General features: G+C 39.3%; 20 protein-coding genes and 1 pseudogene. 7 read left to right on the plus strand and 14 right to left on the minus strand.

Annotated elements, in window-relative coordinates; genetic code table 11:
* Window positions 1-25: 25 nt before the first annotated feature.
* Together AB7942_RS04320 and AB7942_RS04325 are read right to left on the minus strand one after the other, a co-directional pair.
* Window positions 26-946 (minus strand): annotated as a pseudogene (locus AB7942_RS04320) (ABC transporter permease subunit); the annotation flags it as partial.
* Window positions 943-2,484 (minus strand): sugar ABC transporter ATP-binding protein, encoded by a 1,542-nt coding sequence (locus AB7942_RS04325; RefSeq protein WP_369445936.1) that lies wholly within the window; start codon window positions 2,482-2,484, stop codon window positions 943-945. The gene AB7942_RS04325 and the pseudogene AB7942_RS04320, both read right to left, overlap by 4 nt.
* A gap of 273 nt (window positions 2,485-2,757) precedes the next feature.
* Between AB7942_RS04325 and AB7942_RS04330 the strand changes: the two genes are divergently transcribed.
* From AB7942_RS04330 to lsrF, 4 genes are read left to right on the plus strand one after another with little or no spacing between them, the layout of a single operon-like run.
* On the plus strand, window positions 2,758-3,726 hold the full coding sequence (locus tag AB7942_RS04330) for a sugar-binding transcriptional regulator (protein WP_369445937.1): 969 nt from the start codon (window positions 2,758-2,760) through the stop codon (window positions 3,724-3,726).
* Window positions 3,704-5,284 (plus strand): autoinducer-2 kinase, encoded by a 1,581-nt coding sequence (gene lsrK / locus AB7942_RS04335; RefSeq protein ID WP_369445938.1) that lies wholly within the window; start codon window positions 3,704-3,706, stop codon window positions 5,282-5,284. Before AB7942_RS04330 ends, lsrK begins: the two co-directional genes overlap by 23 nt.
* 5 nt (window positions 5,285-5,289) lie before the next feature.
* On the plus strand, window positions 5,290-5,649 hold the full coding sequence (locus tag AB7942_RS04340; RefSeq protein WP_335438734.1) for a cupin domain-containing protein: 360 nt from the start codon (window positions 5,290-5,292) through the stop codon (window positions 5,647-5,649).
* Window positions 5,650-5,654: 5 nt separating this feature from the next.
* The gene (lsrF, locus tag AB7942_RS04345; RefSeq protein ID WP_369445939.1) at window positions 5,655-6,446 is read left to right on the plus strand and encodes a 3-hydroxy-5-phosphonooxypentane-2,4-dione thiolase; all 792 of its coding nucleotides are present in this window, start codon (window positions 5,655-5,657) and stop codon (window positions 6,444-6,446) included.
* 199 nt (window positions 6,447-6,645) lie between these two features.
* Here the strand turns inward: lsrF and AB7942_RS04350 are convergent, their stop codons facing one another.
* From AB7942_RS04350 to hemY, 8 genes are all read right to left on the minus strand, one after another.
* Window positions 6,646-7,716 (minus strand): sulfate/molybdate ABC transporter ATP-binding protein, encoded by a 1,071-nt coding sequence (locus AB7942_RS04350; RefSeq protein WP_369445940.1) that lies wholly within the window; start codon window positions 7,714-7,716, stop codon window positions 6,646-6,648.
* 1 nt (window position 7,717) lies between these two features.
* Entirely contained in the window at window positions 7,718-8,605 is an 888-nt protein-coding gene (cysW, locus tag AB7942_RS04355; protein WP_088085606.1) for a sulfate ABC transporter permease subunit CysW, read from the minus strand.
* Window positions 8,606-8,938: 333 nt separating this feature from the next.
* Entirely contained in the window at window positions 8,939-9,772 is an 834-nt protein-coding gene (gene cysT, locus AB7942_RS04360) for a sulfate ABC transporter permease subunit CysT (protein WP_369445941.1), read from the minus strand.
* A gap of 83 nt (window positions 9,773-9,855) precedes the next feature.
* On the minus strand, window positions 9,856-10,926 hold the full coding sequence (locus AB7942_RS04365; protein WP_369445942.1) for a sulfate ABC transporter substrate-binding protein: 1,071 nt from the start codon (window positions 10,924-10,926) through the stop codon (window positions 9,856-9,858).
* Window positions 10,927-11,145: 219 nt separating this feature from the next.
* A complete protein-coding gene (locus AB7942_RS04370) occupies window positions 11,146-11,304 on the minus strand; it encodes a YezD family protein (protein ID WP_088085603.1) in 159 nt (52 codons plus the stop codon).
* A gap of 353 nt (window positions 11,305-11,657) precedes the next feature.
* Window positions 11,658-12,161, minus strand: coding sequence for a GNAT family N-acetyltransferase (locus tag AB7942_RS04375; RefSeq protein WP_369445943.1), 504 nt, complete (start codon window positions 12,159-12,161; stop codon window positions 11,658-11,660).
* Between the two features lie 185 nt (window positions 12,162-12,346).
* Window positions 12,347-13,594 (minus strand): cation:dicarboxylate symporter family transporter, encoded by a 1,248-nt coding sequence (locus AB7942_RS04380; RefSeq protein ID WP_088085601.1) that lies wholly within the window; start codon window positions 13,592-13,594, stop codon window positions 12,347-12,349.
* A 485-nt stretch (window positions 13,595-14,079) separates the two neighbouring features.
* Window positions 14,080-15,486, minus strand: a complete 1,407-nt coding sequence (gene hemY, locus AB7942_RS04385; RefSeq protein ID WP_369445944.1) for a protoporphyrinogen oxidase — start codon at window positions 15,484-15,486, stop codon at window positions 14,080-14,082.
* 268 nt (window positions 15,487-15,754) lie between these two features.
* Between hemY and AB7942_RS04390 the strand changes: the two genes are divergently transcribed.
* Window positions 15,755-16,564, plus strand: coding sequence for an alpha/beta fold hydrolase (locus tag AB7942_RS04390; RefSeq protein WP_369445945.1), 810 nt, complete (start codon window positions 15,755-15,757; stop codon window positions 16,562-16,564).
* Between the two features lie 110 nt (window positions 16,565-16,674).
* On the opposite strand, the gene AB7942_RS04395 is transcribed toward AB7942_RS04390, so the two are convergent.
* On the minus strand, window positions 16,675-17,106 hold the full coding sequence (locus AB7942_RS04395; protein ID WP_369445946.1) for a DUF1801 domain-containing protein: 432 nt from the start codon (window positions 17,104-17,106) through the stop codon (window positions 16,675-16,677).
* Between the two features lie 305 nt (window positions 17,107-17,411).
* A complete protein-coding gene (locus AB7942_RS04400; protein WP_088085597.1) occupies window positions 17,412-17,600 on the minus strand; it encodes a hypothetical protein in 189 nt (62 codons plus the stop codon).
* 132 nt (window positions 17,601-17,732) lie between these two features.
* Between AB7942_RS04400 and AB7942_RS04405 the strand changes: the two genes are divergently transcribed.
* Complete coding sequence (locus AB7942_RS04405) at window positions 17,733-18,338, plus strand: HAD hydrolase-like protein (RefSeq protein WP_369445947.1); 606 nt, start codon at window positions 17,733-17,735, stop codon at window positions 18,336-18,338.
* 112 nt (window positions 18,339-18,450) lie between these two features.
* A complete protein-coding gene (locus AB7942_RS04410) occupies window positions 18,451-18,732 on the plus strand; it encodes a YggT family protein (protein ID WP_098930444.1) in 282 nt (93 codons plus the stop codon).
* 39 nt (window positions 18,733-18,771) lie between these two features.
* On the opposite strand, the gene AB7942_RS04415 is transcribed toward AB7942_RS04410, so the two are convergent.
* Together AB7942_RS04415 and AB7942_RS04420 are read right to left on the minus strand one after the other, a co-directional pair.
* A complete protein-coding gene (locus AB7942_RS04415; protein WP_369445948.1) occupies window positions 18,772-21,963 on the minus strand; it encodes a DEAD/DEAH box helicase in 3,192 nt (1,063 codons plus the stop codon).
* Between the two features lie 166 nt (window positions 21,964-22,129).
* Entirely contained in the window at window positions 22,130-22,966 is an 837-nt protein-coding gene (locus AB7942_RS04420) for an aldo/keto reductase (protein ID WP_369446132.1), read from the minus strand.
* Window positions 22,967-23,017 lie beyond the last annotated feature (51 nt).

A 23,017-nucleotide genomic window follows, 5' to 3' on the forward strand; every position in this document is an offset into this window, starting at 1 on the left:
TATTTTTCAAATAGCTTTGGAATCTAGAATCACTAATGACAATTAGCAGTAATAAAAAACCTGAGATAGCATTATTCCAGTAAGCTGGAATTTTCAAATATATTAATGAGCTATTTATTGCAGTAAGGAAAATTGCTCCGAGTCCAGCCCCAAACACTGTTCCAAGTCCACCGTTAAGGCTTACACCTCCTAATACGGCAGCAGCAATAACTTGAAGTTCCATACCATTACCCGTTTGGTTAGGGACAAAGCCTATATTCATTACAAAAATCATCCCTGCTATTGAGGCAGACAAACCTGAAAGCACAAAGGCAGACACTCTAATCCTTGAAACAGGAATACCTATGAGTCTAGCACCATCCGCATTATCCCCTACGGCATAGAAATAACGGCCAAATTTGGTCAGCTTTAAAACCAGAAATGCCGCAAGGAGAATAATAAGTCCAATCCAAATAGGTAAAGGTAGACCAATGAAATCTGCGCCTGAAAGCTTTTTGAAATAGTTAGGAATATCCTCAATCCACTCTCCGCCTGTTAAAATAATCATTAAACCTCTTAATATACCTAACGTACCTAATGTCATAATAATCGCCGGAATTTTAAGGTAGGCAACACCGATACCATTAAACACCCCTGCAAGTATTCCGACAAATAGTACCACTATAGCCGCTAACCATCCTGATACACCGTTTGTTAAGAGTGAGCCGCACACAGCTGCCGATATTCCCATAGTGGAACCAACTGACACGTCTATTTCTGCGGTTAACAGGACAAAAGATTGACCAACAGCTAATATGAGTAAAATGATACTACTGCTAACAAGTAGTATCAGACTGTTACCAGTCACAAACTTACTATTAATTGCACCGACAATTCCGATAAACGCAATAATGAGGATGATAATCGAGACTTCTCTTGCCTTCATAACCTTTGAAAAGAGATTCATAGAACCTTCAACTCCTTTTTAATCCCGAATGCAGCTGAGGTTATGGAATCTACAGTTAAATCCTCTTTTTCTATTGAAGAGGTCATCCGACCTTCATACATAACAAGGACACGATCACTTAGTTGAACAATTTCTTCTGTATCTGAGGAAATCAGGATAACGGCTAACCCATTCTCCTTTAAATCATCGATAATTTTATAAATATCCCCTCGCGCACCAGCATCAATGCCTCGCGTCGGTTCATCTAAAATAATGACTTTAGGATTTGTTTCTAGATACTTCGATAGAACAATCTTTTGCTGATTACCACCAGATAGATTTCTTAACAATTGGTTATGTCCGGTAGTGACTATCTTCAAGGTATCAATTGCTATAGTTGAGATTTCTTTTTCTTTTTTTAATGGGAGGAATAGTCTTTTATATTTATGCAGAATTGTTGATGTGATGTTCATTTTAATAGAGGCAATGGAGAAAATACCATGTTGATGTCGATCTTCAGGGACATATGCTAAACCACGATTAATTCGCTCGCGTATAGAAAGCTTCTTAATACTCTCTTGTTGCAACAATACATCTCCTGATTCCCACGGTTCTAATCCAAAGATTGAGGAGGCAAGCTCCGTACGGCCAGCACCGACTACACCAGCAATCCCTAAGATTTCACCAGGATAGAGATCAAAGGTGATATTTTGAAAACGGTGCCCTGATAAGTCTTTAACCATTAAAATCGCCTTATCTGAATCTCCTTTCGATGGTTTAGCATCCCTTACCACCCTAAGTACCTTCGGTTCAGTAGATTCCAATCCTATTTCTCTATCAGAAGCTCCCTTACTTTGTTCAGGCATTAACCCTTCTAATAATTTGTCATAGGTGAAATCTCTTATAGCCCCTTTGGTTGATATCAGTCCATCGCGAAGGACTGCGACTGAATCTGCGAGCTCAAATATTTCTTTAAGTCGGTGGGTAATATAGAAAACGCCCAAACCATCGCTGGTTAGTTTTTTAATAGTAGAAAAGAGGGAATTAATCTCACTAAAAGTTAAAGTTGATGTCGGTTCATCTAATATTAGTATTTTTGCATTTCGAATTAATCCTCTAAGCAATTCAACAAGCTGCTGCTCAGCTATGGATAAACTTAAGCCCCTGCGGTTAATATCCAAGTTCCAACCTAAAACAGAAAGGTAATTCTTAATTCTCTTCTCACACTCGACTTTATTCTCATTTAAACCGATGGCAATGTTTTCGCGAATCGTCATATTAGGGAAGATTAGCGGTTCCTGTGGTACTAAGTAGATCCCATGCCTATGGGCATCCGCTGGTTGATGAAACGATACATCTTCACCTTGTACCACAATTTGCCCCTCATCGGGACGATATAAACCAGTAATAATTTTCATTAATGTCGATTTACCAGCACCGTTTCCTCCGACAATCGCAAAAACTTCGCCCTTATTAAGAGTTAAATCCACACCTTTTAATACAGGGTTTCCAGCAAATTGCTTATAGATATGACGAATATGAATTAGCTGGTCATGCATTTTATTCACCTACCTTGCTAGACTATAAAACTATTAATACTAAACATTTTTTAGTAGGGTTAACTTTTGTTTAAATTTCCTCAAGATTTTAGCCCACAGATAAAACGCTTACAAAACAAATGTTAAATGACAAATGACCTATAGTCAATACGTATGTACTGAATCGTCAAAATATTTTGAAGTAATTGACTTTTATATTTTCGGGGCCTATACTCAGTATTAGAGTTAAACATTTGTCTAGACACTGATTATTTGTTGAAAGGTTGATAAAATATGGCGAGCAATGATGTCTTTACTGAAAGCCTCCTGGTTAAGGTCGCCTGGTATTACTACAAGGACAATCTCACACAAACAGAGATTTCAGATTTATTAAATTTATCGAGAAATAAAGTTGTACGTTTACTTGATCGTGCAAGAGCAGAAAATATTGTTCAGTTTCATATTAAAGGTCCCGGTGTTAATTGTTTAGAAATTGAAAAGGAACTTATTCATTCATTTAAAATTGATCATGCTTTTGTCATTCCAACCCCAAAAGACAATCTTAGTCAGTCTTTATCAAAAGCTGCTGCACAATTTATTGAAAGTAATATTTCGAACAATGAATTGATTGGGTTTGGATGGGGAGAAGCTGTCTCTCGGACAATTGAATCATTAACCATTGATCCTTCTATCGAAATTTCTATGGTAACACTTACAGGTGGTGTGAACTACTACTTCCAAAAGCGGGAATATTCCTCTGAAAGTGGACTCGATAAATTCAAGGGCGGGATTCATGTTATTCCTGCACCATTCCTAGCATCATCAGAAGAAATGGCAAAAAATATGTTATCAGAGCCTTCTGTAAGCAACCTTCTCGACCTAGCCAGTCTTTCCAACCATGTGGTCGTAGGGATTGGCGGTCTATCAACAGCTTCCACGATTATTAAAGAAGAAAAAATGACTCTCAATGAATTAATCTACATTAAAAATCATAATGCCGCGGGAGATATTCTAGGTCAATTTTTTGATGCCCAAGGAAAGATTCTTGATTTACCACATCATAATCGCTTAATTGGCACCCAACTTAACACCTTGAAAAAGTTACATAATGTCATTGGAGTTGCAGGAGGTGCCCATAAAGTGGATGCCATATACGGTGCATTAAAAGGAGGTTATATCAACACCATCATCACTGATGAAGAAACTGCTACAGCGTTAATAAAAAAGGAGGCTGCTTTGAATGGAGTACATCCTAGTATTTGATGCAGGGACAGGAAGCGTTAGAGCTGTTCTCTTCGATACAGCTGGCACGCAGGTTGCCTCATCACAAGTTGAATGGACACATCTGGAAGATCTACGTTTTCCAGGTTCCATGGATTTCGATGTAAGTAAAAACTGGGGGATTATTCAAACCTGTATATCTCAGGTACTTGCTCAGTCGGGCATCGACCCCAAAGACATTAAAGCTATAAGCGCAACAAGTATGCGTGAAGGGTTTGTCCTTTACGATGCAAATGGAAGAGAAATTTGGGCATGTGCCAATGTGGATGCCCGCGCGATGGAAGAAGCCAAAGAGCTTAAGAATACTGACCCAGATCTTGAAAAAAAGTTATATGAATTATCAGGTCAAACGTTTGCTTTGGGCGCTCTTCCCCGTCTCCTTTGGATAAAAAACAACCAGCCTGCAGTCTACGAGCAAATTAACTACTTAACTATGATTAACGATTGGATCCTCTTTAAGCTCACAAACAAACTCCAAGTAGACCCTTCCAATGGCTGTACAACAGGACTTTTTGATTTGAAGAATCGAGCTTGGACGCCTGCAATTGCCGAGGCTTGTCAGCTAAAAAGCAATATTTTCCCTCCTGTCAATGAAGCTGGAGAACTGCTTGGAGTCATACCAGAGTCCATCGCATCTTCTACTGGCCTTGCTAAAGGAACAGCCGTAGTTAGCGGCGGTGGTGATGCACAGTCGGCCTCTGTCGGAGTAGGTGCGATAAAGGAAGGCCAGACCTTTATTTGCGGCGGTAGTTTTTGGCAGCAAGAAATTAATATTAAGGCTCCGATTGTTGATTCACATAATCGAATTCGTGTTAATTGTCACGCGGTCCCTGAACTTTGGCAAATCGAAACCATCGCCTTCTTCCCCGGACTTGTCATGAGATGGTTTAGAGATGCCTTTTGTGAAACAGAAAAACTTGAGTCTGCACAAACAGGTCGTGATGCTTATGAAATTCTTGAAGAAAAAGCGAAAGACGTCCCTGTCGGATCAAATGGAATTATCCCTATTTTCTCAGATGTCATGGATTATATCTCTTGGAGACATGCTGCCCCTTCCTTTTTAAACCTCACATTAGACCCTAACAAAACCGGAAAAAAAGAAATGTTTAAATCGATACAAGAAAATGCCGCGCTCGTTACCTATGGCAACTTAAAAATTGTCGAAGAGGTTACAGGTCACTATCCTAAAGAAGCCATCTTTGCTGGTGGAGGTTCAAAAGGTAAACTTTGGAGCCAAACGTTGGCCGATGTTCTCGGAATCCCTGTAAAAGTACCTGTTGAGAAAGAAGCAGCTGCACTTGGCACAGCCATTATGGCAGGACTTGGTGTTGGTTTATTCCCCAGCCTAGAATCCGCAATTACTGATTTAGTGAAATGGGAAAGAATTCACTATCCTAACCAAGAAAACCACCAAAAATATCTCTCAATCTATGAAAATTGGCGTAAGGTTTACGGCGAACAACTTAAATTGGCTGATTCAGGTAAGACGAATCATATGTGGATCGCACCTGGATTAACTGTAAAATTTGAAAGGGGGTGAAACGAATGTTTCACACAAACGAAGAAAATAATGAATATCGTTATGGCACCCATGGACCCAAATACTTAACAAAAGGACCAAACGTTGATATTGGTGTGGTTCTATTAAAACCAGGTGATGATCACGATAATCACTATCATACTACCTGCGAAGAAGTCTTCTATATTCTTGAAGGAGAAATAGATATTTATATAGATGGTGAACCTGTTCACGTAAAACCAGGTGATATGCTTCAAGTAAGACCTATGGAAGCACACTACTTAAAAAATACGAATACCGTTGATTTTAAAGCGATGTTTATAAAGTCTCCACATATTAGTGAACGAGATTCAGTTATCGTTGAAAATCCAAAAATCAAGGAGTGAATGAGATGAATTGGGGATTTAAAAATAGAATGAATCAAATTTTACCGAACGGAAGGGCCGTTATGCTTGCAATTGACCACGGCTACTTTCTCGGACCAATCCATGGTCTAGAAAAACCTGGTGAGACAATTAAGAATCTGTTACCACATACTGACTCATTATTTGTAACACGTGGTACCCTTGATTCCTGCATTCCAGAGGACGTAAAAAAACCAATGCTTTTAAGAGTTTCTGGAGGTCCAAGTGTTCTAAGTGATCTTTCCAATGAACGAATTGTTACTCCAGTAAAAGAAGCGATTAGACATAATGTAGTCGGTGTTGGTGTGTCTATTTTTGTTGGTTCTGAATATGAAACACAAACCGTCACTAACTTAGCGAATGTGGTTACTGAATCACATGAATATAGTATCCCCGTTCTAGCTATTACAGCGGTTGGGAAAGAACTAGAAAAGCGTGATGCTAGATTCCTAAGCTTAGCTTCTCGAATTGCTTCTGAAATGGGTGCAGATATTGTTAAAACCTATTATTGCGAGGATTTTGAAAAAGTAACCAGCACTTGCCCTGTACCAATCGTCATTGCTGGTGGTCCTAAATTAGATACAATTAAAGATGCTCTAGACCTTACTTATAACGCAATGAATCAAGGTGCTGCTGGTGTTGATATGGGCCGTAATATCTGGCAATCCGAATATCCTGAAGCAATGATTCGCGCAATTAATGGAATCGTTCACAAAGGTTTAAATGTGAAAGAAGCACTAGAATTATATTCACAGCTAACACAGACCAAAGTATTTTAATCATTTCATGTATACTTAATAAAACAATTAATCCTTCCATATGTAGCCCACATCGAATTATTTCCGATAAACTTCAAAGAACGATAATAGTCGGACCATTTCTATAGGTTTCTTTCTTCAGGCAACAGCCCTTAATTTAAGACAATACCAGTCTTCAAAATCTATTTGGGCGAACAAGGCCTGGCCCTGTTCGCCTTTTTTAAATGGAATAATCCTGGGGAATAAAAACCTTTAATTGTTTTGGTTTTACATACACTTCTTCACCTGTTTTTAGATCAAGGCTTCGAAATTGCTCTTTTCTTAATTCCACTTCTAGGTACTCGCCATTATCTTTTCGAATCAGTTCAAGTTGGACGGTGGCTCCGACTAAATGAATATAATTAATTTTTGCAGTAACTGAATCCAGGCTAGCCTCTCTTTCGATACTTATATCATGCGGTCGAACGTAACCGACTGCCTCGGTATTCTCTGTTGCGGAGAATTCGGGTGCATCGACTTCAAAATTACCGTGTCGTAATTTCCCTTTATGAAGGCGCCCTTTAAATAAATTAACATTTCCTAAAAAGTGATAAACAAAAGGACTGTTTGGATTTTCATATACTTCCTCTGGCGTACCGATTTGCTCAATCTTCCCTTCATTCATCACGACAACTCGGTCGGCAACATCTAGCGCTTCCTCTTGGTCGTGCGTCACAAAAATGCTCGTAATCTGGTAATCATCATGGAGCTTTCTTAGCCATCTGCGAAGATCTTTCCGGACCTTGGCATCTAACGCACCAAATGGTTCATCTAACAAGAGAACCTTAGGCTCAACCGCTAATGCTCTGGCTAGTGCAACCCGCTGCCGCTGACCGCCTGACAAATGGGAAGGATACCGTTCGGCAAAGGCTTCTAATTTTACTAGCTTTAGTAATTCCATGACCTTTTCTTTTATTTCGGTTTTGGAAGGACGCGTTTTCCTTGGCCGGACTTTTAATCCATAGGCCACATTTTCAAAAACAGTCATATGACGAAACAAGGCATAATGCTGGAAGACAAATCCTACTTTCCGTTCCTTTGTACTGATATGGGTCATGTCTTCTTCCCCGAACAAAATGGCTCCCTGATTCGCACCTTCTAAGCCTGCGATGATTCTTAAAAGCGATGTTTTCCCAGAACCAGAAGGACCAAGAAGAGCGACGAGCTCTCCTGTTTGAATATCAAGATTAATTTGATCAAGGGCTTGAAAGTTTCCAAATGATTTTGAGATATTTTGAATTTGAATGCTCATCTTAGTGAACTCCTTCTCCAGGTTCAAATGATTTTTTTGCTTTCCATTCAATGACATTTTTTACAACCAAGGTGATGATGGCGAAAAATGACATTAAGGAAGCAACCGCAAATGCCGCGGAAAATTGATATTCATTGTATAAAATTTCAATATGGAGCGGCATCGTATTTGTCATTCCTCGGATATGTCCTGAAACGACTGAAACAGCTCCAAACTCGCCAATTGCTCGAGCACTACAGAGAATAATCCCATATAATAATCCCCATTTAATATTCGGCAGAGTTACCAAAAGGAATGTCTTCCAGCCGCTCGCCCCCAGTGTCAAGGATGCCTCCTCATCGGCCGTTCCCTGCGTTTGCATTAATGGAATGAGTTCCCGGGCGACAAAGGGCAGCGTCACTAAAAGTGTGGCCACTGCGATTCCGGGTACTGCGAAAATAATTTTGATATTATGGTCGATTAACCATTGTCCAAATAAGCCATGCGCACTAAATAATAGAACAAACACCAATCCGGCGATGACTGGTGAGATGGCAAATGGCAGATCAATAATCGTAATCAAAAGACTTTTTCCCTTAAAATTGAACTTGGTTACGGCCCAGGCGGCAGCCACGCCAAAGATGGCATTAAGTGGCACGGTAATCAAGGTAATGATCAACGTTAACTTGATTGCAGATAACGCATCTGGATTGCTAACAGCCTCTAGGAAAACGGCTATACCCTTATCAAAGGCTTTTATAAAAATGGCAACCAACGGTAATACCAAAAACAAACCTAAAAATGCTAATGCAAGTGTGATTAGTAACCAGCGTACGAGTCGCGGTTCTGAATTGCGGGTTGTAGTTTGAAGCGGTGTACTGGAATATTGGATTGGAACATTTCCTGCCATAGGTACCTCCTCCTGGGTCAAAAAATCGATCCTTTTTTGTTTGCTAAAATTGATTCGCTGATATATGACTTGTTTTCGCTGATAAAATCTCATTTTCGCTGATATATGACTTAGTTTCGCTGATAAAAGGTCATTTTCCGCTGATAAATTTTATAAGCTACCTGATAAGGTGTAATTTTACACTAGTAAGAACAACAATCTTGATGGAAACAGCCAATTTTTCAAATATTTCGCTTTGTTATAGATGTTTGTTTGCGGAAATACTAAGTTTGTTTGCTAAACCAGGTGGTTTGTTTGCGAAACAGATAAAACCTCCTCTAAAACTAGTAATCTCTAAATAAATTTCCTATTCGTCCACCACTGCAATACGTTAATAATAAGTAGAATCGTGAAGGAAAAAATCAACATAACAGCTGCTATCGCCGTAGCACCGGCGTAATCATATTGTTCTAACTTGGTCATGATTAGCAGCGGAGTAATTTCTGTCTTCATCGGCATATTCCCTGCAATAAAAACGACCGAGCCATATTCCCCAAGCGCCCGGGCAAAGGCAAGCGCGAACCCCGTTAGAGCAGCTGGCAGGATTTCTGGAAAAATAACTTTAACAAATGTTTGCAAACGGTTTGCACCTAAACTAGCTGATGCTTCTTCGATTTCTTTTTCCAAGCTTTGCAGGACGGGCTGAACGGTGCGCACCACAAAGGGCAGCCCGATAAATGTTAATGCTAATGTAATACCGAGCGGAGTAAATGCCACTTTAAAACTTAAAAACTGCCCAACCCAGCCATTTTCCGTATACAAAGTCGTTAAGGCAATCCCGGCAATCGCTGTTGGTAAGGCAAAAGGCAAATCAACTAGCCCATCAATGATTCTTCTACCAAGAAACTGATAACGTACCAGCACCCATGCGATTAGTACGCCAAAAATAACATTAATAAAAGCTGCGAAAAAGGCGGCACCAAAACTCAGTTTATAGGAGGCAACCACCCTCGGATCAGAAATCGTCCCCCAAATTTTCGACCACTCGACTGTCATCGAATTAATAAATATCATGGATAATGGCAGAATGACAAGGATGCTTATATAAAACATCGTAAATCCGAGTGAAAGGCCGAATCCCGGCAGTACACTATTTCTTTTCATTTTTAAACTTGCTAATCGTGCCATGAGGTTGACCCCTTCCGGATAAGATACATGTAGGGCATCCCAAATCGTAACGATTTAGGACACCCATCTAACTGAACTACTTACTATGGCTGATAAATCTGATCAAACGTCCCGCCATCATTAAAGTGCGTCTCCTGTGCTTTTTTCCATCCTCCAAAATCTTTGTCAATTGTGACTAAATTAATTTTTGGAAAGACATCTGCATACTTGTCAAGAATCTCTTGATTACGCGGGCGATAATAATTCTTAGCGATAATTTCCTGTCCTACATCACTGTATAAATAATTCAAATAGGCCTCAGCTACCTCTTTAGTTCCCTTTTTCTCGACGTTCTTATCGACCACGGCAACCGGTGGTTCGGCAAGAATACTTATGGATGGGACGACAATTTCAAACTTGTCTTTTCCTAATTCATTAAGTGTTAAGAAGGCTTCATTCTCCCATGCTATTAAAACATCACCAATGCCTCGTTCAACGAAAGTGGTGGTTGCTCCGCGGGCACCAGAATCTAAAACTTCGACATTTTTATATAATTGGCTCATAAACTTCTTAATTTTCGTTTCATCCCCATTAAATTTATCTTTTGCGTATGCCCATGCCGCTAAGTAATTCCATCTGGCTCCGCCTGAAGTCTTCGGATTCGGGGTAATGACGGAAGTGCCCTTTTTCGTTAGATCGTCCCAATCCTTAATCCCTTTTGGGTTGCCCTTTTTAACTAGAAACACAATCGTTGACGTATACGGGGTCGAGTTATCCTTCAGGTTCTTTTGCCAATCCTTCGAAAGTAAGCCGCCTAAGTTTGCAATCTCATCAATGTCATAGGCCAATGCCAGCGTAACAACATCTGCCTCAAGTCCATCGATGACAGCACGTCCTTGCTTTCCAGAGCCACCATGTGACTGTTGAATGGTTACCTTCTGACCTTTTTCCTTCTCCCAATACTTCGCGAATTCTCCGTTAAATTCTTCATAGAGCTCCCGGGTAGGGTCATATGAAACATTTAATAATTGAACAGGTTCTTTTGTTTTCACGGCCTCTTGTTTGGTTCCCTCATCTTTTTTCTCAGTGCTTTGATTACTAGACTGACTGCTGCATCCTGCTAGAATAAGGGCGATAAGAATAAGTACGGTTGTAAATTTGTAAACTAGTTTCATTTGTGATTTCCTCCTTTTTTTTAACAAAAAAGGCTACCTATTTTTATGACTATCGTATAAAGGTCGGTTGTCTGCTTTTCGGAGTTAAGATAAGTCCGGTGAGCAACAATCATCTTTCGCATCGTCTAGAAAATAAGTAGCCTTCAGTAGACTGATCGGCTATTTTATTAAAAATAAATCCAATAATAAGTTTGGTCACTTTTTTGCAAATCATCTTTGTTATTTAGATGTTTTCTTATTTTGTGCAAATCGTGTTTTCTCTGTCTTATCAATTTGAGTGATCGTACCGTCATGAACGGTTATGACCACAGAACCATACTCCATCCCCTTTAGTGTCGATAAAATATAGTTTGCTTTTGCTTGATCCACAATTGCCATATTTTCATCCTCCCTAAACTCCTAATATCACATAAGAATACTTGGTTTTATGGTCTAAAAAAAGAACCTTTGATTCTATTCATCTACATAAACCTGAATAAATACAAAATGACTGACAACAATGTGGACTCCACTTACTAATCGGATAGATCATAATTAGTCCCCCTTTGAATAAAAAAAGACTTATACCCCTAAATAAGAGTATAAGCCTTTGGTTTTCCAATCAGCTTAATATTAAATTAATTGTTCTCTGAATCTATTTGAATTATTTACATTTTATTCTGACTTTTCCTACCTGTCAAGTGGGTTTTACAAAATAATTTCTAGTACCAGCTTTTCAAAACGATAAAGTACTATTCAAAAGTAAGTCGATACGCTTTCACAATGATGCCGTCATCCGCAGGTTCAAAATCGAATTGCGGTAACCTTTCAAAACCAAGGCTCCCGTATAGTCCCATCGCACTTTTCATAAAATCTGCGGTATGCAGGCCGATTGAATGAAAGCCTTGCACTTTCGCTCGTCGAATACATTCTGAAATCAGTGCTTTTGCCACCCCATTGCCTCGAACTTGCGGTTTCACTGCGAGCATTCGTATTTCAGGATAATCCAACTCATCTACCAATCCTTCGTAGGCATCGGTTTTTGCAGGAAACAAGGCAACACTGCCTACTATTTTCCCATCAATTTCAGCAACAATTCGTTCTACATCCTCCTGCACATCAGCATCCGACGAGATTGCATGTTTAAGAGCCTTCCAATGATCCTCAGGAATGTTTTGGGCATGTTCTTCATATGAGTTTACTCTTTGTTCTCGAATGAATGATAATTCATCCGCTGCAGCATTACGAATAATCATTTAACCACCTGCTTCTAGTCAGTTTTTCTCAGTGTATTAATTGAGTATTTCTTTCGGTTTTATCCATTTTAGTATGTAAAACTTTTATAAGTCAATAATATTACCTGACTTTATTTAAAAGTCAGAATCATTAACCCAATGAAAAGGACATCTCCCATTTTAGAAGATGTCCTGTATTCCCTATTTTACGCAGCCTTACGTTCTTGATAATTTTTAAGCTCATGGCCTTCCCATTTTGTAATAACAATCGCAGCCAAAGAGTTTCCGACAATGTTTACACAAGTACGTGCCATGTCAAGAATACGGTCAATTCCGGCAATAAACGCTAGTCCTTCTACAGGAATACCTACGCTTCCCAAAGTGGCAAGAAGAACAACAAACGATACACCTGGTACCCCGGCAATTCCTTTAGAAGTTAACATCAATACAAGAACTAATGTAATTTGATGTCCAATACTCATATGAATTCCATACATTTGCGCAATAAACAGTGCGGCAATCGCTTGGTAAAGCGTGGAGCCATCTAGATTAAAGGAATATCCTGTTGGAATCACGAAAGATGTAATCGATTTAGGACAGCCTAATTTCTCCATTTTTTCCATAATTTTTGGAAGAACGGTTTCTGAACTTGCTGTCGTGTAACCTAAAATTAATTCGTCTTTTAAATATTTAATGAGGTGGATAATATTGAATCCTGCAATTTTTGCAACTAATCCAAGGATGACAAGAATGAAGAAAAACATGGATCCGTATACAACCAGGACCAGTTTTCCCAGTGGAATTAATGAGGTAATTCCAAATTTCGAAACAGTAACACCAATTAATGCAAACACACCGAATGGTGCGAGCTTCATGATTTGGTTTGTGACATAGAACATCGCATCGGCCGTTCCTCGGAAGAAATTAATAATTGGTATCCCTTTCTCTCCAATCGCAGCCACTCCAAGTCCAAACATAACAGAGAAGAAAATAATCGGTAACATTTCTCCGTTAGCTAATGATTGAATGATGTTTGTCGGAACAATATTTACAACGGTGTCAATCATAGAATGGGACTCAGTTTTTTCGGCTGTACTTACATAGCTGTTAATGTCCGTTTTAGTAAGTTTCGATTTATCAACGCCATCTCCAGGCTGAAACACGTTCGCAGCAAGAAGTCCAACAATGATCGCAATCGTGGTAATGATTTCAAAATAAAGCAGGGTTTTCCCGCCCAGTTTTCCTAAAGACTTCATATCACCAACGCCAGCAACACCAACAATAAGGCTGGAGATAACAATTGGGACAACAATCATCTTAATTAAGCGAATAAATATATCTCCAATTGGCTGAAGGTAGCTTGCCACATGTGGATTTCCGTAAAAAACCGCACCGACAATAATACCAAGTGTCAGACCAATGAAAATCTGCCATGCTAAACTAATCTTCTTCATTTGCATTTCCCCTTTTTTATAATATTAAAAAATTGATTACATAGAGGTTTCAACTAAGAAGTACAATCTTTCAAATTTTTTTATAAAATGAAAATTTCTATCTACTAAACAACCTATCTCTATTTATTTTAATGATAATTCTTCTATTAAACAATATATATTTAAGTGGAAATTACTCTCATTTATGATATTGATATAGTAAAAACCATAGATACCAAGGTTTCACGCCTATTATTTGATTAGTTATTACATTCAGAAAATCCGCTATCAAATTGACTTATTTACCATTTTTACATTCGAATCAGTTAAAAAGTTGGTAACAATGCTTACACAAGAAGTCATTAGAAGTTATTCTAAAAATAAAGAAGAGAGCGGTATGCTTCCCTCTCCTATGGCATTTTATTAGAAAATTCCCTATTAATAGATATTGATTCCAGTCAAAAAAAATAGAGCAGGAATCTCAAATCCCTACTCCATCTTATTGACTATCTCAAAAACTCGAGTACCTTTTTAATTGCCGCCTCTCCCTGGTCGATACAGTCTGGAATACCAACACCTTCATAGGAACCTCCAGCTAGAAATACTCCGGGTAATTCCTTAGTCAGTGATTCCTTCACACTCTTCATTCGTTCAATATGACCAACATTGTATTGCGGCATCGCCTTTTTCCATCTTGTGATGATATGGAACAATGGTTTATCGGTTATGTTCATGGTCTTATTTAAATCCCGTAATGCAATATTAATAATCTCTTCATCTGATAAATCAACTGCCGCTTGATCATTTGGTTTTCCAACATAACAGCGTAATAAGGCCATATCCTTTGGTGTCGTACCAGGCCACTTTTTATGCGTCCATGTGCAGGCAGTTATTCTAAAGTCACTGTTTCTTGAAACTAAAAAGCCTGTCCCCTCGATGTCCTGTTTAATTGCCGACTTTGGAAATGCCATGGCAACGTTGGCCACAGAATAGGATGGCATATCATCAAACGTGTGCATGAACGGATAATCAGAAAGCATTTTTTGTGCATGGAAATGTTCTGTCGCAATGACTACGCTGTCCGCCTGTTCAACCGTTCCATTGGCGAAGGTAATCGAATAGTGGTTCTGATTTCTTACAATTTTTTCAACAGGGACTCCTTTGCTAACAGCCCCCTCATCCATCCGCTTGACGACTTCGTCAATTAACGATTCCAGACCGGTTGATAAGGAGATAAACATTCCTTTTTTGGAAGGTTCTTTTTTCGCTGTTTTAGGTGGGGCTGGCATTGTCTTTTTCAAGCCAAGCACAAGGCTTCGATGTTTTTGCTCCATATGATAGAACATCGGAAACAATGACATTAAGCTTAAGCGGTCGATATCGCCTGCGTAAATCCCTGACAGTAGAGGGTCGATTAAGTTATCCACTATTTCATCCCCAAACCTTCTTCTGAAAAACTCACCGAGGGATTGATCTGCCTTTTCCAATCCCTTTGGTAAAATAAAATCACCTGCTGCCCGTAGTTTTCCTAGTGGGGAAAAGAGTCCTGAAAGCGCAAATGGTGTAACCTGGGTTGGGATCCCCATGAATGCTCCCTCAGGCATCGAATGGATCCTTCCTCTAGCGTATATAAAAGATTTCCCGGCTGTATTCGCGACCACTTTGTCTTCTAAGCCGACTTCTTTAATTAATTTAAGCGCACTGGCTTTTCGAGCCAGAATGGAATCGGGACCTTTTTCAATCATAAAGCCATCCCTCTTCACCGTGTGAATCACACCGCCAAAACGGTCACTAGCTTCATATAGCTTGACTTCAAGCGGCAGTGCTCTCTCCTTGATCTCCTTTTGCAAGTAGAATGCTGTTGCTAAACCTGTGATTCCTCCACCTATTATGATGACCTTCTTTTTCTCCATATCAAAAACCAGCTCCAGATAATTATTTTTAGAAAAAAATTCTATGTTGTATGAAAGTTAGTTTGCTCACATTTTCACATATATATATTTTTATAAAGGAGAGTGCGATCCATTCTCCTACATTTATCATTTTAAACTATTAAATAAAATAAAAAGTAGAAATTTACAACTTGTACCCAAATGTTCACGAATGTATTAGCCTAGCTATCCATGAATAGCTTATTGATAAAAGGACTTTTCCATACCTTTTTCAAAGGAGGGATAAAAAATGGGTTATTACGTTAAAGTGGCGCCTGAAGTTAATATATATGTTGAAGATGTAAATCGCAAAAGTAGTAAAACCATCCTCTTTGTCCATGGCTGGCCAGCCAATCATAAATTATTTGAGTATCAGTTTAATGTCCTTCCTGCGATGGGATATCGGTGTATTGGGATTGATCTAAGAGGATTTGGCAAGTCAGATAAACCTTGGGAAGGGTACTCGTACAATAGACTTGCTGATGATATTCGCCAAATTGTTAAAGCACTTCGTTTACAGAGTTTCACGCTTGCAGGTCATTCTGTCGGTGGAGCGATTGTTATCAGGTATATGGAACGCCATAAGGGCTTTGGGGTATCGAAATTAGCCCTTTTTGGTGCGGCTGCCCCTAGTTTTATAAAGCGGCCAGGCTTTCCTTTTGGATTAGAGGCGAAGGATGTCAATTTACTACTGGGGCAGATTTATAACGATCGGCCGAAAATGGTAGCGGATTTCACAAACATGTTCTTCCATCAGGCGCTCACTAAACCTTTCTCAGACTGGTTCTTTCAATTAGGACTTGAAGCAGCAGGGCATTCCACTGCAGGCTTACTAAACTCCTTAAGAGATGAAACCTTATTTACAGATATCAAGAGAATTCAGGTGCCTACATTGATTCTTCATGGTCAACATGATCAAATTTGTTTGCCACCGCTGGCCTCCATCCTTCATCAAGGAATAACTAACTCTAAACTAGTCTGGTTTGAACATAGTGGTCATGGATTGTTCTGGGAAGAGCAGAAAAAGTTTACACAGGAATTGGCTAATTTCATTGGGTAAAGTGAAATTCTCTTTGCTAGAGAATGACCTCATCATAAAGACAGCGCTTCCCACTACTAATAGCGGGAAGCGCGCTTATTATTTCTGCTGATAGTAATCGATTAAAAGAGTTAATAATTGATATTCGGATATTTTTTTTGAAAAAATTGAACCGATTGGGTTATTAGCTCTTTTAATACATCAATATCAATATCAGCGACCTTATTGATGTATACACACCCTTTTCCTGTTGTGTGTTTCCCAAAGTCCTTTAGCAATTCCTCACGCTTTGTTTCTCCCGGTGCAAAATACAAACTAATTTTTGCTTTTCGAGGTGAAAAGCCAACTAAAGGGGCATCCCCTTCATGACCTGATTCATATTTATAATGATAGGAACCGAAACCAATAATACTCGGCCCCCACATCTTTGCCTCAAAACCTGTTGTTTCAGTAAATATATCTATTAATTTGTACGCATCCTCACGTTTTTTTGGATTCTCAACATTTTCAATAAACTCAATCACACTGTTATCCGTTTCTTTTGTTTTTTGCTGATAGCTCATTTTTCTACTCCTATTCTTCATATCAAATACATTATTGGTAAAAAGTAATAATTACAGACACCTGTAGCTATACATAAAGCGCAAATTGAAGGATTTATTAATTGTGTCCTTCACCTTCGAAAATTGGCATCGACGGTAACAATTAATCGTTAATTATGCCCTTCACCTTCGAAAATTGGCATCGACGGTAACAATTAATCGTTAATTATGCCCTTCCCCCTCGAAAATTGGCATCGACGGTAACAATTAATGTACTAATTAAACAGTTAGACTTTTTCAAAAAGTAATAAAAAAAGAGAGTATCACTACTCTCCTTCGTTTACAACAACCTTATAACCGTTTTGCTGCAACCCATCCTCAAATACATCCCTTGTGACTATGTAATAATTTTCTCCAGTTTGGTCTGTGATGACCATTTCACTCGGACTCTTGTCCACTGCTGCTGCTTCTAAACTAAAGTATGGTAACCCCAGTTTTGAGTTATCAAACGACATTGTTATCCCCCATTTCTATCTTTTAACATGTACATTACCCATGAAAAGTATAACAAATTTCAGACATCAATGTGACCTGATCGTTTCTTTTTTATTTAATCTTATGGTACTCTCTTTAAAGGTAAAATCAAAATGTTTCTGAAAAGAGGGATATTTATTAACATACTATGGGATTTCGACGGCACTCTTTTTGATACCTATCCAGCACTTGTCTCTGGATTCATCAACTTAAGCCAGCAAGACCTTGATCGCGATGAGGTGCTAAAATGGCTAAAAATCGATTCCAAAACAGCCTTTAAACATTATGGAATTGATGAGAAGCAGAGACTTGAGTATCAAACCTTACATAACTATTATTCAAAGACGGAAAGCAAGCCATTTGAATACTTAGCGGAAGCCTTATCTTCTGTTGATAACAATATTATTGTTACGCATCGCGATAAGGAATCGACCATCTTTCTGCTTAAAAAATATCATTTAGACAAATACTTTAAAGAGATTGTTTCTGTTGAGGAACAAGGTTTTACAAGAAAACCTCACAGCTCCTCCTACGAATATGTACTAAAAAGTCACCATATTGATTTGGTCGTCGGTGACCGTGACTTAGATTTAATTCCCGCTCGAGAATTAAATATTAAAACGTGTGCCTTTCAAAATCGGAACATTGAAGCAGATTTTCATATCGACAGCTATGCCGATTTTATCGCAGTAGTTCTTAACCCTCTTCAACAGAAATAGGTTGGAAGTTCCTTATTAATATTTTGAAACTTTATTGAACCTCAATCGTATATGTATACATAAGTATAAGGTTTGTACGATTAAAAAATCATTATAGAATGGAAGATCTATATTGGGCTCTAATATTTTACTGATTGGACAGTATGCTTTTGAGATTTATTATTGGTTAATTTTAATATCTATTTTCAGTTCCTGGTTTCCTAAGTTTCAAGCAACAAAGATTGGTATCTGGATTGCCAAGCTTGTCGAACCATATTTAGGTTTGTTCAGAAGGTTTATCCCACCTCTTGGTCCGATTGACTTTTCACCGATCATCGCATTATTTGCCTTTAGATTTATCAGGCAATTTGCTTTAGAAGGTCTCCGCCAATCATTGAATGTCATCGGGGCATAAAAGCATTAAAAAAAGGAGTTGCGCTGCAGCTCCTTTTTTCTATATCATCAATATCTCCCTGATATCCTCTTCAGTAAGAGTTGACATGACTTTCTCATCAGAATCGATTATTTCTTCGATGAGATGTCTCTTTTTATCTTGCAATTCATTCATTTTTTCCTCGATCGTCCCTCGGGCAACCAGCTTAATGACCTGGACGATATTTTTCTGGCCCATCCGGTGGGCACGATCGGCAGCTTGTTCCTCAACAGCCGGGTTCCACCACGTGTCATATAAAATGACGGTATCCGCACTCATCAAATTAAGACCTGTTCCTCCTGCTTTCAAAGAAATGAGGAACAAATCCCGTTCACCGCGATTAAAGCGCTCGCAGATTTCAACTCGTTCTTCAGATGGAGTCTGTCCATCCAGGTAAAAATAAGGCATTCCTTTCGCAGTTAACGCTCGACCGATAAGATCAAGCATTTTCGTAAACTGTGAAAAAATTAATACTCTTCTTCCAGAAAGCTTTGATTCGTCAACAATCTGCAAGAGTTGTTCGAATTTCGCTGAATTCCCTTGATACCCATCGACAAACAAGCCTGGATGACAGCAAATCTGCCGCAAACGAGTCAAACCCGCTAGGATTTTGATTCGATTTTTTCGAATCGTATCCTTGTCCAAATGCTTTAATGTGTCATGCCTAAGTTTTGCCAAATAGGCTGCATACAGCTTCTTTTGCTCAGGAAACAGTTCAACAGATTCCATCGATTCCATTTTTCCAGGAAGTTCGGCAAGGACATCCTCCTTCAACCTGCGCAGTAAAAAAGGACGGATTCTTCGTGCAATGTTTTTCCTAGAAAGCTTGCTATATTCCTTTAGCCCAAGGAACAGTTCAGGAAAGACGACGTGAAAAATCGACCACAACTCTTCTAATGAATTTTCTACGGGTGTCCCCGTAAGTGCAAAGCGATGATTGGCCTGCAATATCTTTGCTGCACGGGCTGTTTGCGTTAACGGATTTTTAAAGGCTTGCGCTTCATCAAAAAACACCGTATGAAAGGATTGCTTCTCAAACCAGCTGATCTCGCGGCGCAGTAAAGGGTAGGAGATGATCATTACATCGACATCCTTCCCTTTCTTCAGAAGCTTGGTTCGCTCTGCTTTTGTTCCATCAATGACAGCAGCCTTTACCTGGGGAGCAAATTTCCTGATTTCACTTAGCCAGTTATACGTCAAGGATGACGGACAAACAACAAGGGCTGGCTGGTTATTTTTACGGATATCGGACTGAACTGACATAATAAAAGTGATGCTTTGAATCGTTTTTCCAAGTCCCATATCATCGGCCAGTATCCCGCCGAAGCCGTAGTATGCCAGAGTCTTCATCCATTTAAACCCATGCTTTTGATAATCTTTAAGGATGGGCTCTAAACTTCTTGGCACCTCGAACTCCAACCGGCCTGGATTGTGAAGGTGATCCAGGAACTGCCGAAAGGATTCCTCTAACTTAAACGCATCACTAACCTCAACCGTATCAAGAAGTTGAAGACTCTGCTCAATTGGTAAATCCAAACCACTGGCGAGATCCTTATTCTTGGCAAGTGGTGAGTAAAGAAAACGCTGGATTTCATCGAATTCTCTCGTCTGAAGTGAGAGCAGCGACCCATTAGGCATACGATAATATTTCCGTTTTTCCTCTAGTGCCGACAAAACCTCACGTATTTGTCTTTCAGGAATGCCATCCATTTCAAATTTAAATTCAAGCCAATTGGTTCGTTCCTTTTTGATCCTTACCCTAACCTGCGGGCGAAATTCCCCTCTGGAAATCCGATTTCTTACAGCCGTCGTTGCATAAATTCGGACGAGCTTTTGGAGCTTTGGGACGACATAGGTCAGAAAGTCATACTCTAGCTCTTCATTATGAAGAAAATATCCTCCATCTGTCTTGGCAAACGAGCTATCCTCAAAGAGCTGGAGGATTTCATCTTCCTTTTCTACATCACGGATTACTAAAGAGCCAGATGGGAGATCTCTACTTTCCAATGGATTAATGATCCAATTTTCGTAATGAAATTCGAGTCCAGCTAGCAAGCGGTTTTTGACACGATCCAAGTAGAGTTTGGCCACGAGTGGTGTGTTCATCAATTGCTTCGTGATCGTTTCTGCAATCGAAACCTGCCCTAATTTTTTTAACCCTGGCGCCACTTTTTCCAGAAAAAAGCGGATTTGCTCTTGCGGAATGGGAATTTGATTGGTTCCTGAGGCATCCAACATCTTTTTCAGATCCGAAAGACGTTTATAGTCCTGATCTTCTAGTTGTTTTACTTTCCCTTCGTATAAAACGGAATGATAGGCACTTAAGAAAATCATCCGATGCAAGTTTTTGACCTTCAGTTGATAACCGTTTCCTTCCGCTTTTGTAAAATCAAACTGTAATGGCAGCGATTCGGCTGATAAGTGTAGACCCTGAAAGGTATGTCCCTCAGATACCACCTTCACATAGGGAATTTTTATGAGCAACGGAAGCAGCCGTTCCCAAGAGGATGATGGAATGAACAGCATCTGATGTTGATTGGTGTCAGGCACCACATCCACATAAACCTTTTCATCCCGTAGTACTTGGATGAGCTGCTCAAGAATGGCATTGGTTTCTTTTTGAAAGCAATGGAGATTTGGATCGTATTTGAATGAGCTCGAAAGTGAGTAAGTCTTTCCCGTACTTACCCGCTCCAAAAACATTCGGATATTTTCCACCTTAGTTGATGCGACGGTCATTTCGATAGCGAATAGGTATCTTCCCTTGCCAACCTCCATGGGTTTACAAGTAAACTCGATATCAAGTACATTTCTTTTCTCAAAATGGAGTTGATGACCGCTTGAGCGGACAGGCTGATCCGTAAAAAGTGTCAGTACCCCCTTAGTAAGATCCTGATTATTTGAACTGGAAACCATCGGGATGGTTCCTTTCTGTTGATGCTCGTAAACCGCCAATAAAACGGCCGCAATATGCTGACAATCCTTTGTAAACGAGGCAAGCTTTGGGCAGCTGCATTCCGTTAAAATATCATCGTTGCCACCCGCTTCGATTGTCACATGGAAGTCTTCCTCACCTGTTACCGTAGCTTGACAACGGTCAGGTCGATATTGTTCAAATGTCACTTTATTCGTTTGATAAAAATAATCTCCTCGTTTGAAGGAGACAGTGCCACACATTTCTTTGATGAGTTTTTGATTTAATGGGATGTTCACGTGTCCTGCTCCTTCCTGAGTTTATGCCCAATTAAGATATAGAACATTATAGCATACGTACTATTTTTTATAATTCACTTCAACATAGTAAAAGGAATGAATGATAAGATAGTAGGAGTAAAAAAAACGTCTGCCATTCATTTCTGAATGGCAGACGCTTGAAATATTAAAAGCCTACGCTCATCGTATCCGGATGGGAGCCAGCACGGCTATCTTGATTCAACCCATCAATTTTATCCATATCCTCAGTGGTTAATTCAAAATCAAAAATATCCGCATTTTCAATAATGCGATGATCTTTGATTGATTTTGGAATCGTAACCACTCCATGCTGTATATCCCAGCGCAAGATCACTTGAGCAACAGATTTATTATATTTATGCGCAAGATCTTCAAGAACCGGTTCACTTAGAAGCTTCCCTTGTTTTAAAGGTGACCATGCTTCCAGTTGTATACCTTCATTTTTACAAAAGGCAAGAAGCTCTTTTTGGGTTAAGTGCGGATGGAACTCCACCTGATTTACCATCGGTTTAATCTCTGCAGAACTGATTAAATCTTCTAAATGGTGAACTTGGAAGTTACTTACGCCAATCGCACGCACACGCCCCTCTTTGTAAAGCTTTTCAAACGCCTTCCATGTCTCTTTATATTTATCTTTTCCTGGCCAGTGAATTAAATAAAGATCTAAGTAATCAAGTCCAAGCTTAGTAAGACTTGTTTCAAACGCCTTTAACGTTGATTCATATCCCTGTTCGGAATTCCAAAGCTTTGTTGTAATAAACAAATCCTCACGGGGAACGCCTGAATCCTTAATGGCTTGGCCTACACCTTCTTCATTACCATAAATAGCGGCTGTATCAATGCTTATGTATCCGTTTTTGATAGCAGCTTTTACAGACTGAATAACCTCTTCCCCTTCGGTTACTTTAAAAACGCCTAATCCCACCCATGGCATCTTTACTCCATTGCTTAATGTAGTCGTGTCTTTCAAATTTGTTGGCATCATTTATTCCTCCTTTATATAATTCATTGTATCAAAAAACTGGTATTATTT

This window comes from Neobacillus sp. BF23-41, assembly GCF_041106275.1.

Coding starts and splice junctions, on each gene's coding strand:
- AB7942_RS04325 (WP_369445936.1), bottom strand. CDS start 2,484: ATGCATGACCAGCTAATTCATATTCGTCATATCTATAAGCAATTTGCT.
- AB7942_RS04330 (WP_369445937.1), top strand. CDS start 2,758: ATGGCGAGCAATGATGTCTTTACTGAAAGCCTCCTGGTTAAGGTCGCC.
- lsrK (WP_369445938.1), top strand. CDS start 3,704: ATGGAGTACATCCTAGTATTTGATGCAGGGACAGGAAGCGTTAGAGCT.
- AB7942_RS04340 (WP_335438734.1), top strand. CDS start 5,290: ATGTTTCACACAAACGAAGAAAATAATGAATATCGTTATGGCACCCAT.
- lsrF (WP_369445939.1), top strand. CDS start 5,655: ATGAATTGGGGATTTAAAAATAGAATGAATCAAATTTTACCGAACGGA.
- AB7942_RS04350 (WP_369445940.1), bottom strand. CDS start 7,716: ATGAGCATTCAAATTCAAAATATCTCAAAATCATTTGGAAACTTTCAA.
- cysW (WP_088085606.1), bottom strand. CDS start 8,605: ATGGCAGGAAATGTTCCAATCCAATATTCCAGTACACCGCTTCAAACT.
- cysT (WP_369445941.1), bottom strand. CDS start 9,772: ATGGCACGATTAGCAAGTTTAAAAATGAAAAGAAATAGTGTACTGCCG.
- AB7942_RS04365 (WP_369445942.1), bottom strand. CDS start 10,926: ATGAAACTAGTTTACAAATTTACAACCGTACTTATTCTTATCGCCCTT.
- AB7942_RS04370 (WP_088085603.1), bottom strand. CDS start 11,304: ATGGCAATTGTGGATCAAGCAAAAGCAAACTATATTTTATCGACACTA.
- AB7942_RS04375 (WP_369445943.1), bottom strand. CDS start 12,161: ATGATTATTCGTAATGCTGCAGCGGATGAATTATCATTCATTCGAGAA.
- AB7942_RS04380 (WP_088085601.1), bottom strand. CDS start 13,594: ATGAAGAAGATTAGTTTAGCATGGCAGATTTTCATTGGTCTGACACTT.
- hemY (WP_369445944.1), bottom strand. CDS start 15,486: ATGGAGAAAAAGAAGGTCATCATAATAGGTGGAGGAATCACAGGTTTA.
- AB7942_RS04390 (WP_369445945.1), top strand. CDS start 15,755: ATGGGTTATTACGTTAAAGTGGCGCCTGAAGTTAATATATATGTTGAA.
- AB7942_RS04395 (WP_369445946.1), bottom strand. CDS start 17,106: ATGAGCTATCAGCAAAAAACAAAAGAAACGGATAACAGTGTGATTGAG.
- AB7942_RS04400 (WP_088085597.1), bottom strand. CDS start 17,600: ATGTCGTTTGATAACTCAAAACTGGGGTTACCATACTTTAGTTTAGAA.
- AB7942_RS04405 (WP_369445947.1), top strand. CDS start 17,733: ATGTTTCTGAAAAGAGGGATATTTATTAACATACTATGGGATTTCGAC.
- AB7942_RS04420 (WP_369446132.1), bottom strand. CDS start 22,966: ATGCCAACAAATTTGAAAGACACGACTACATTAAGCAATGGAGTAAAG.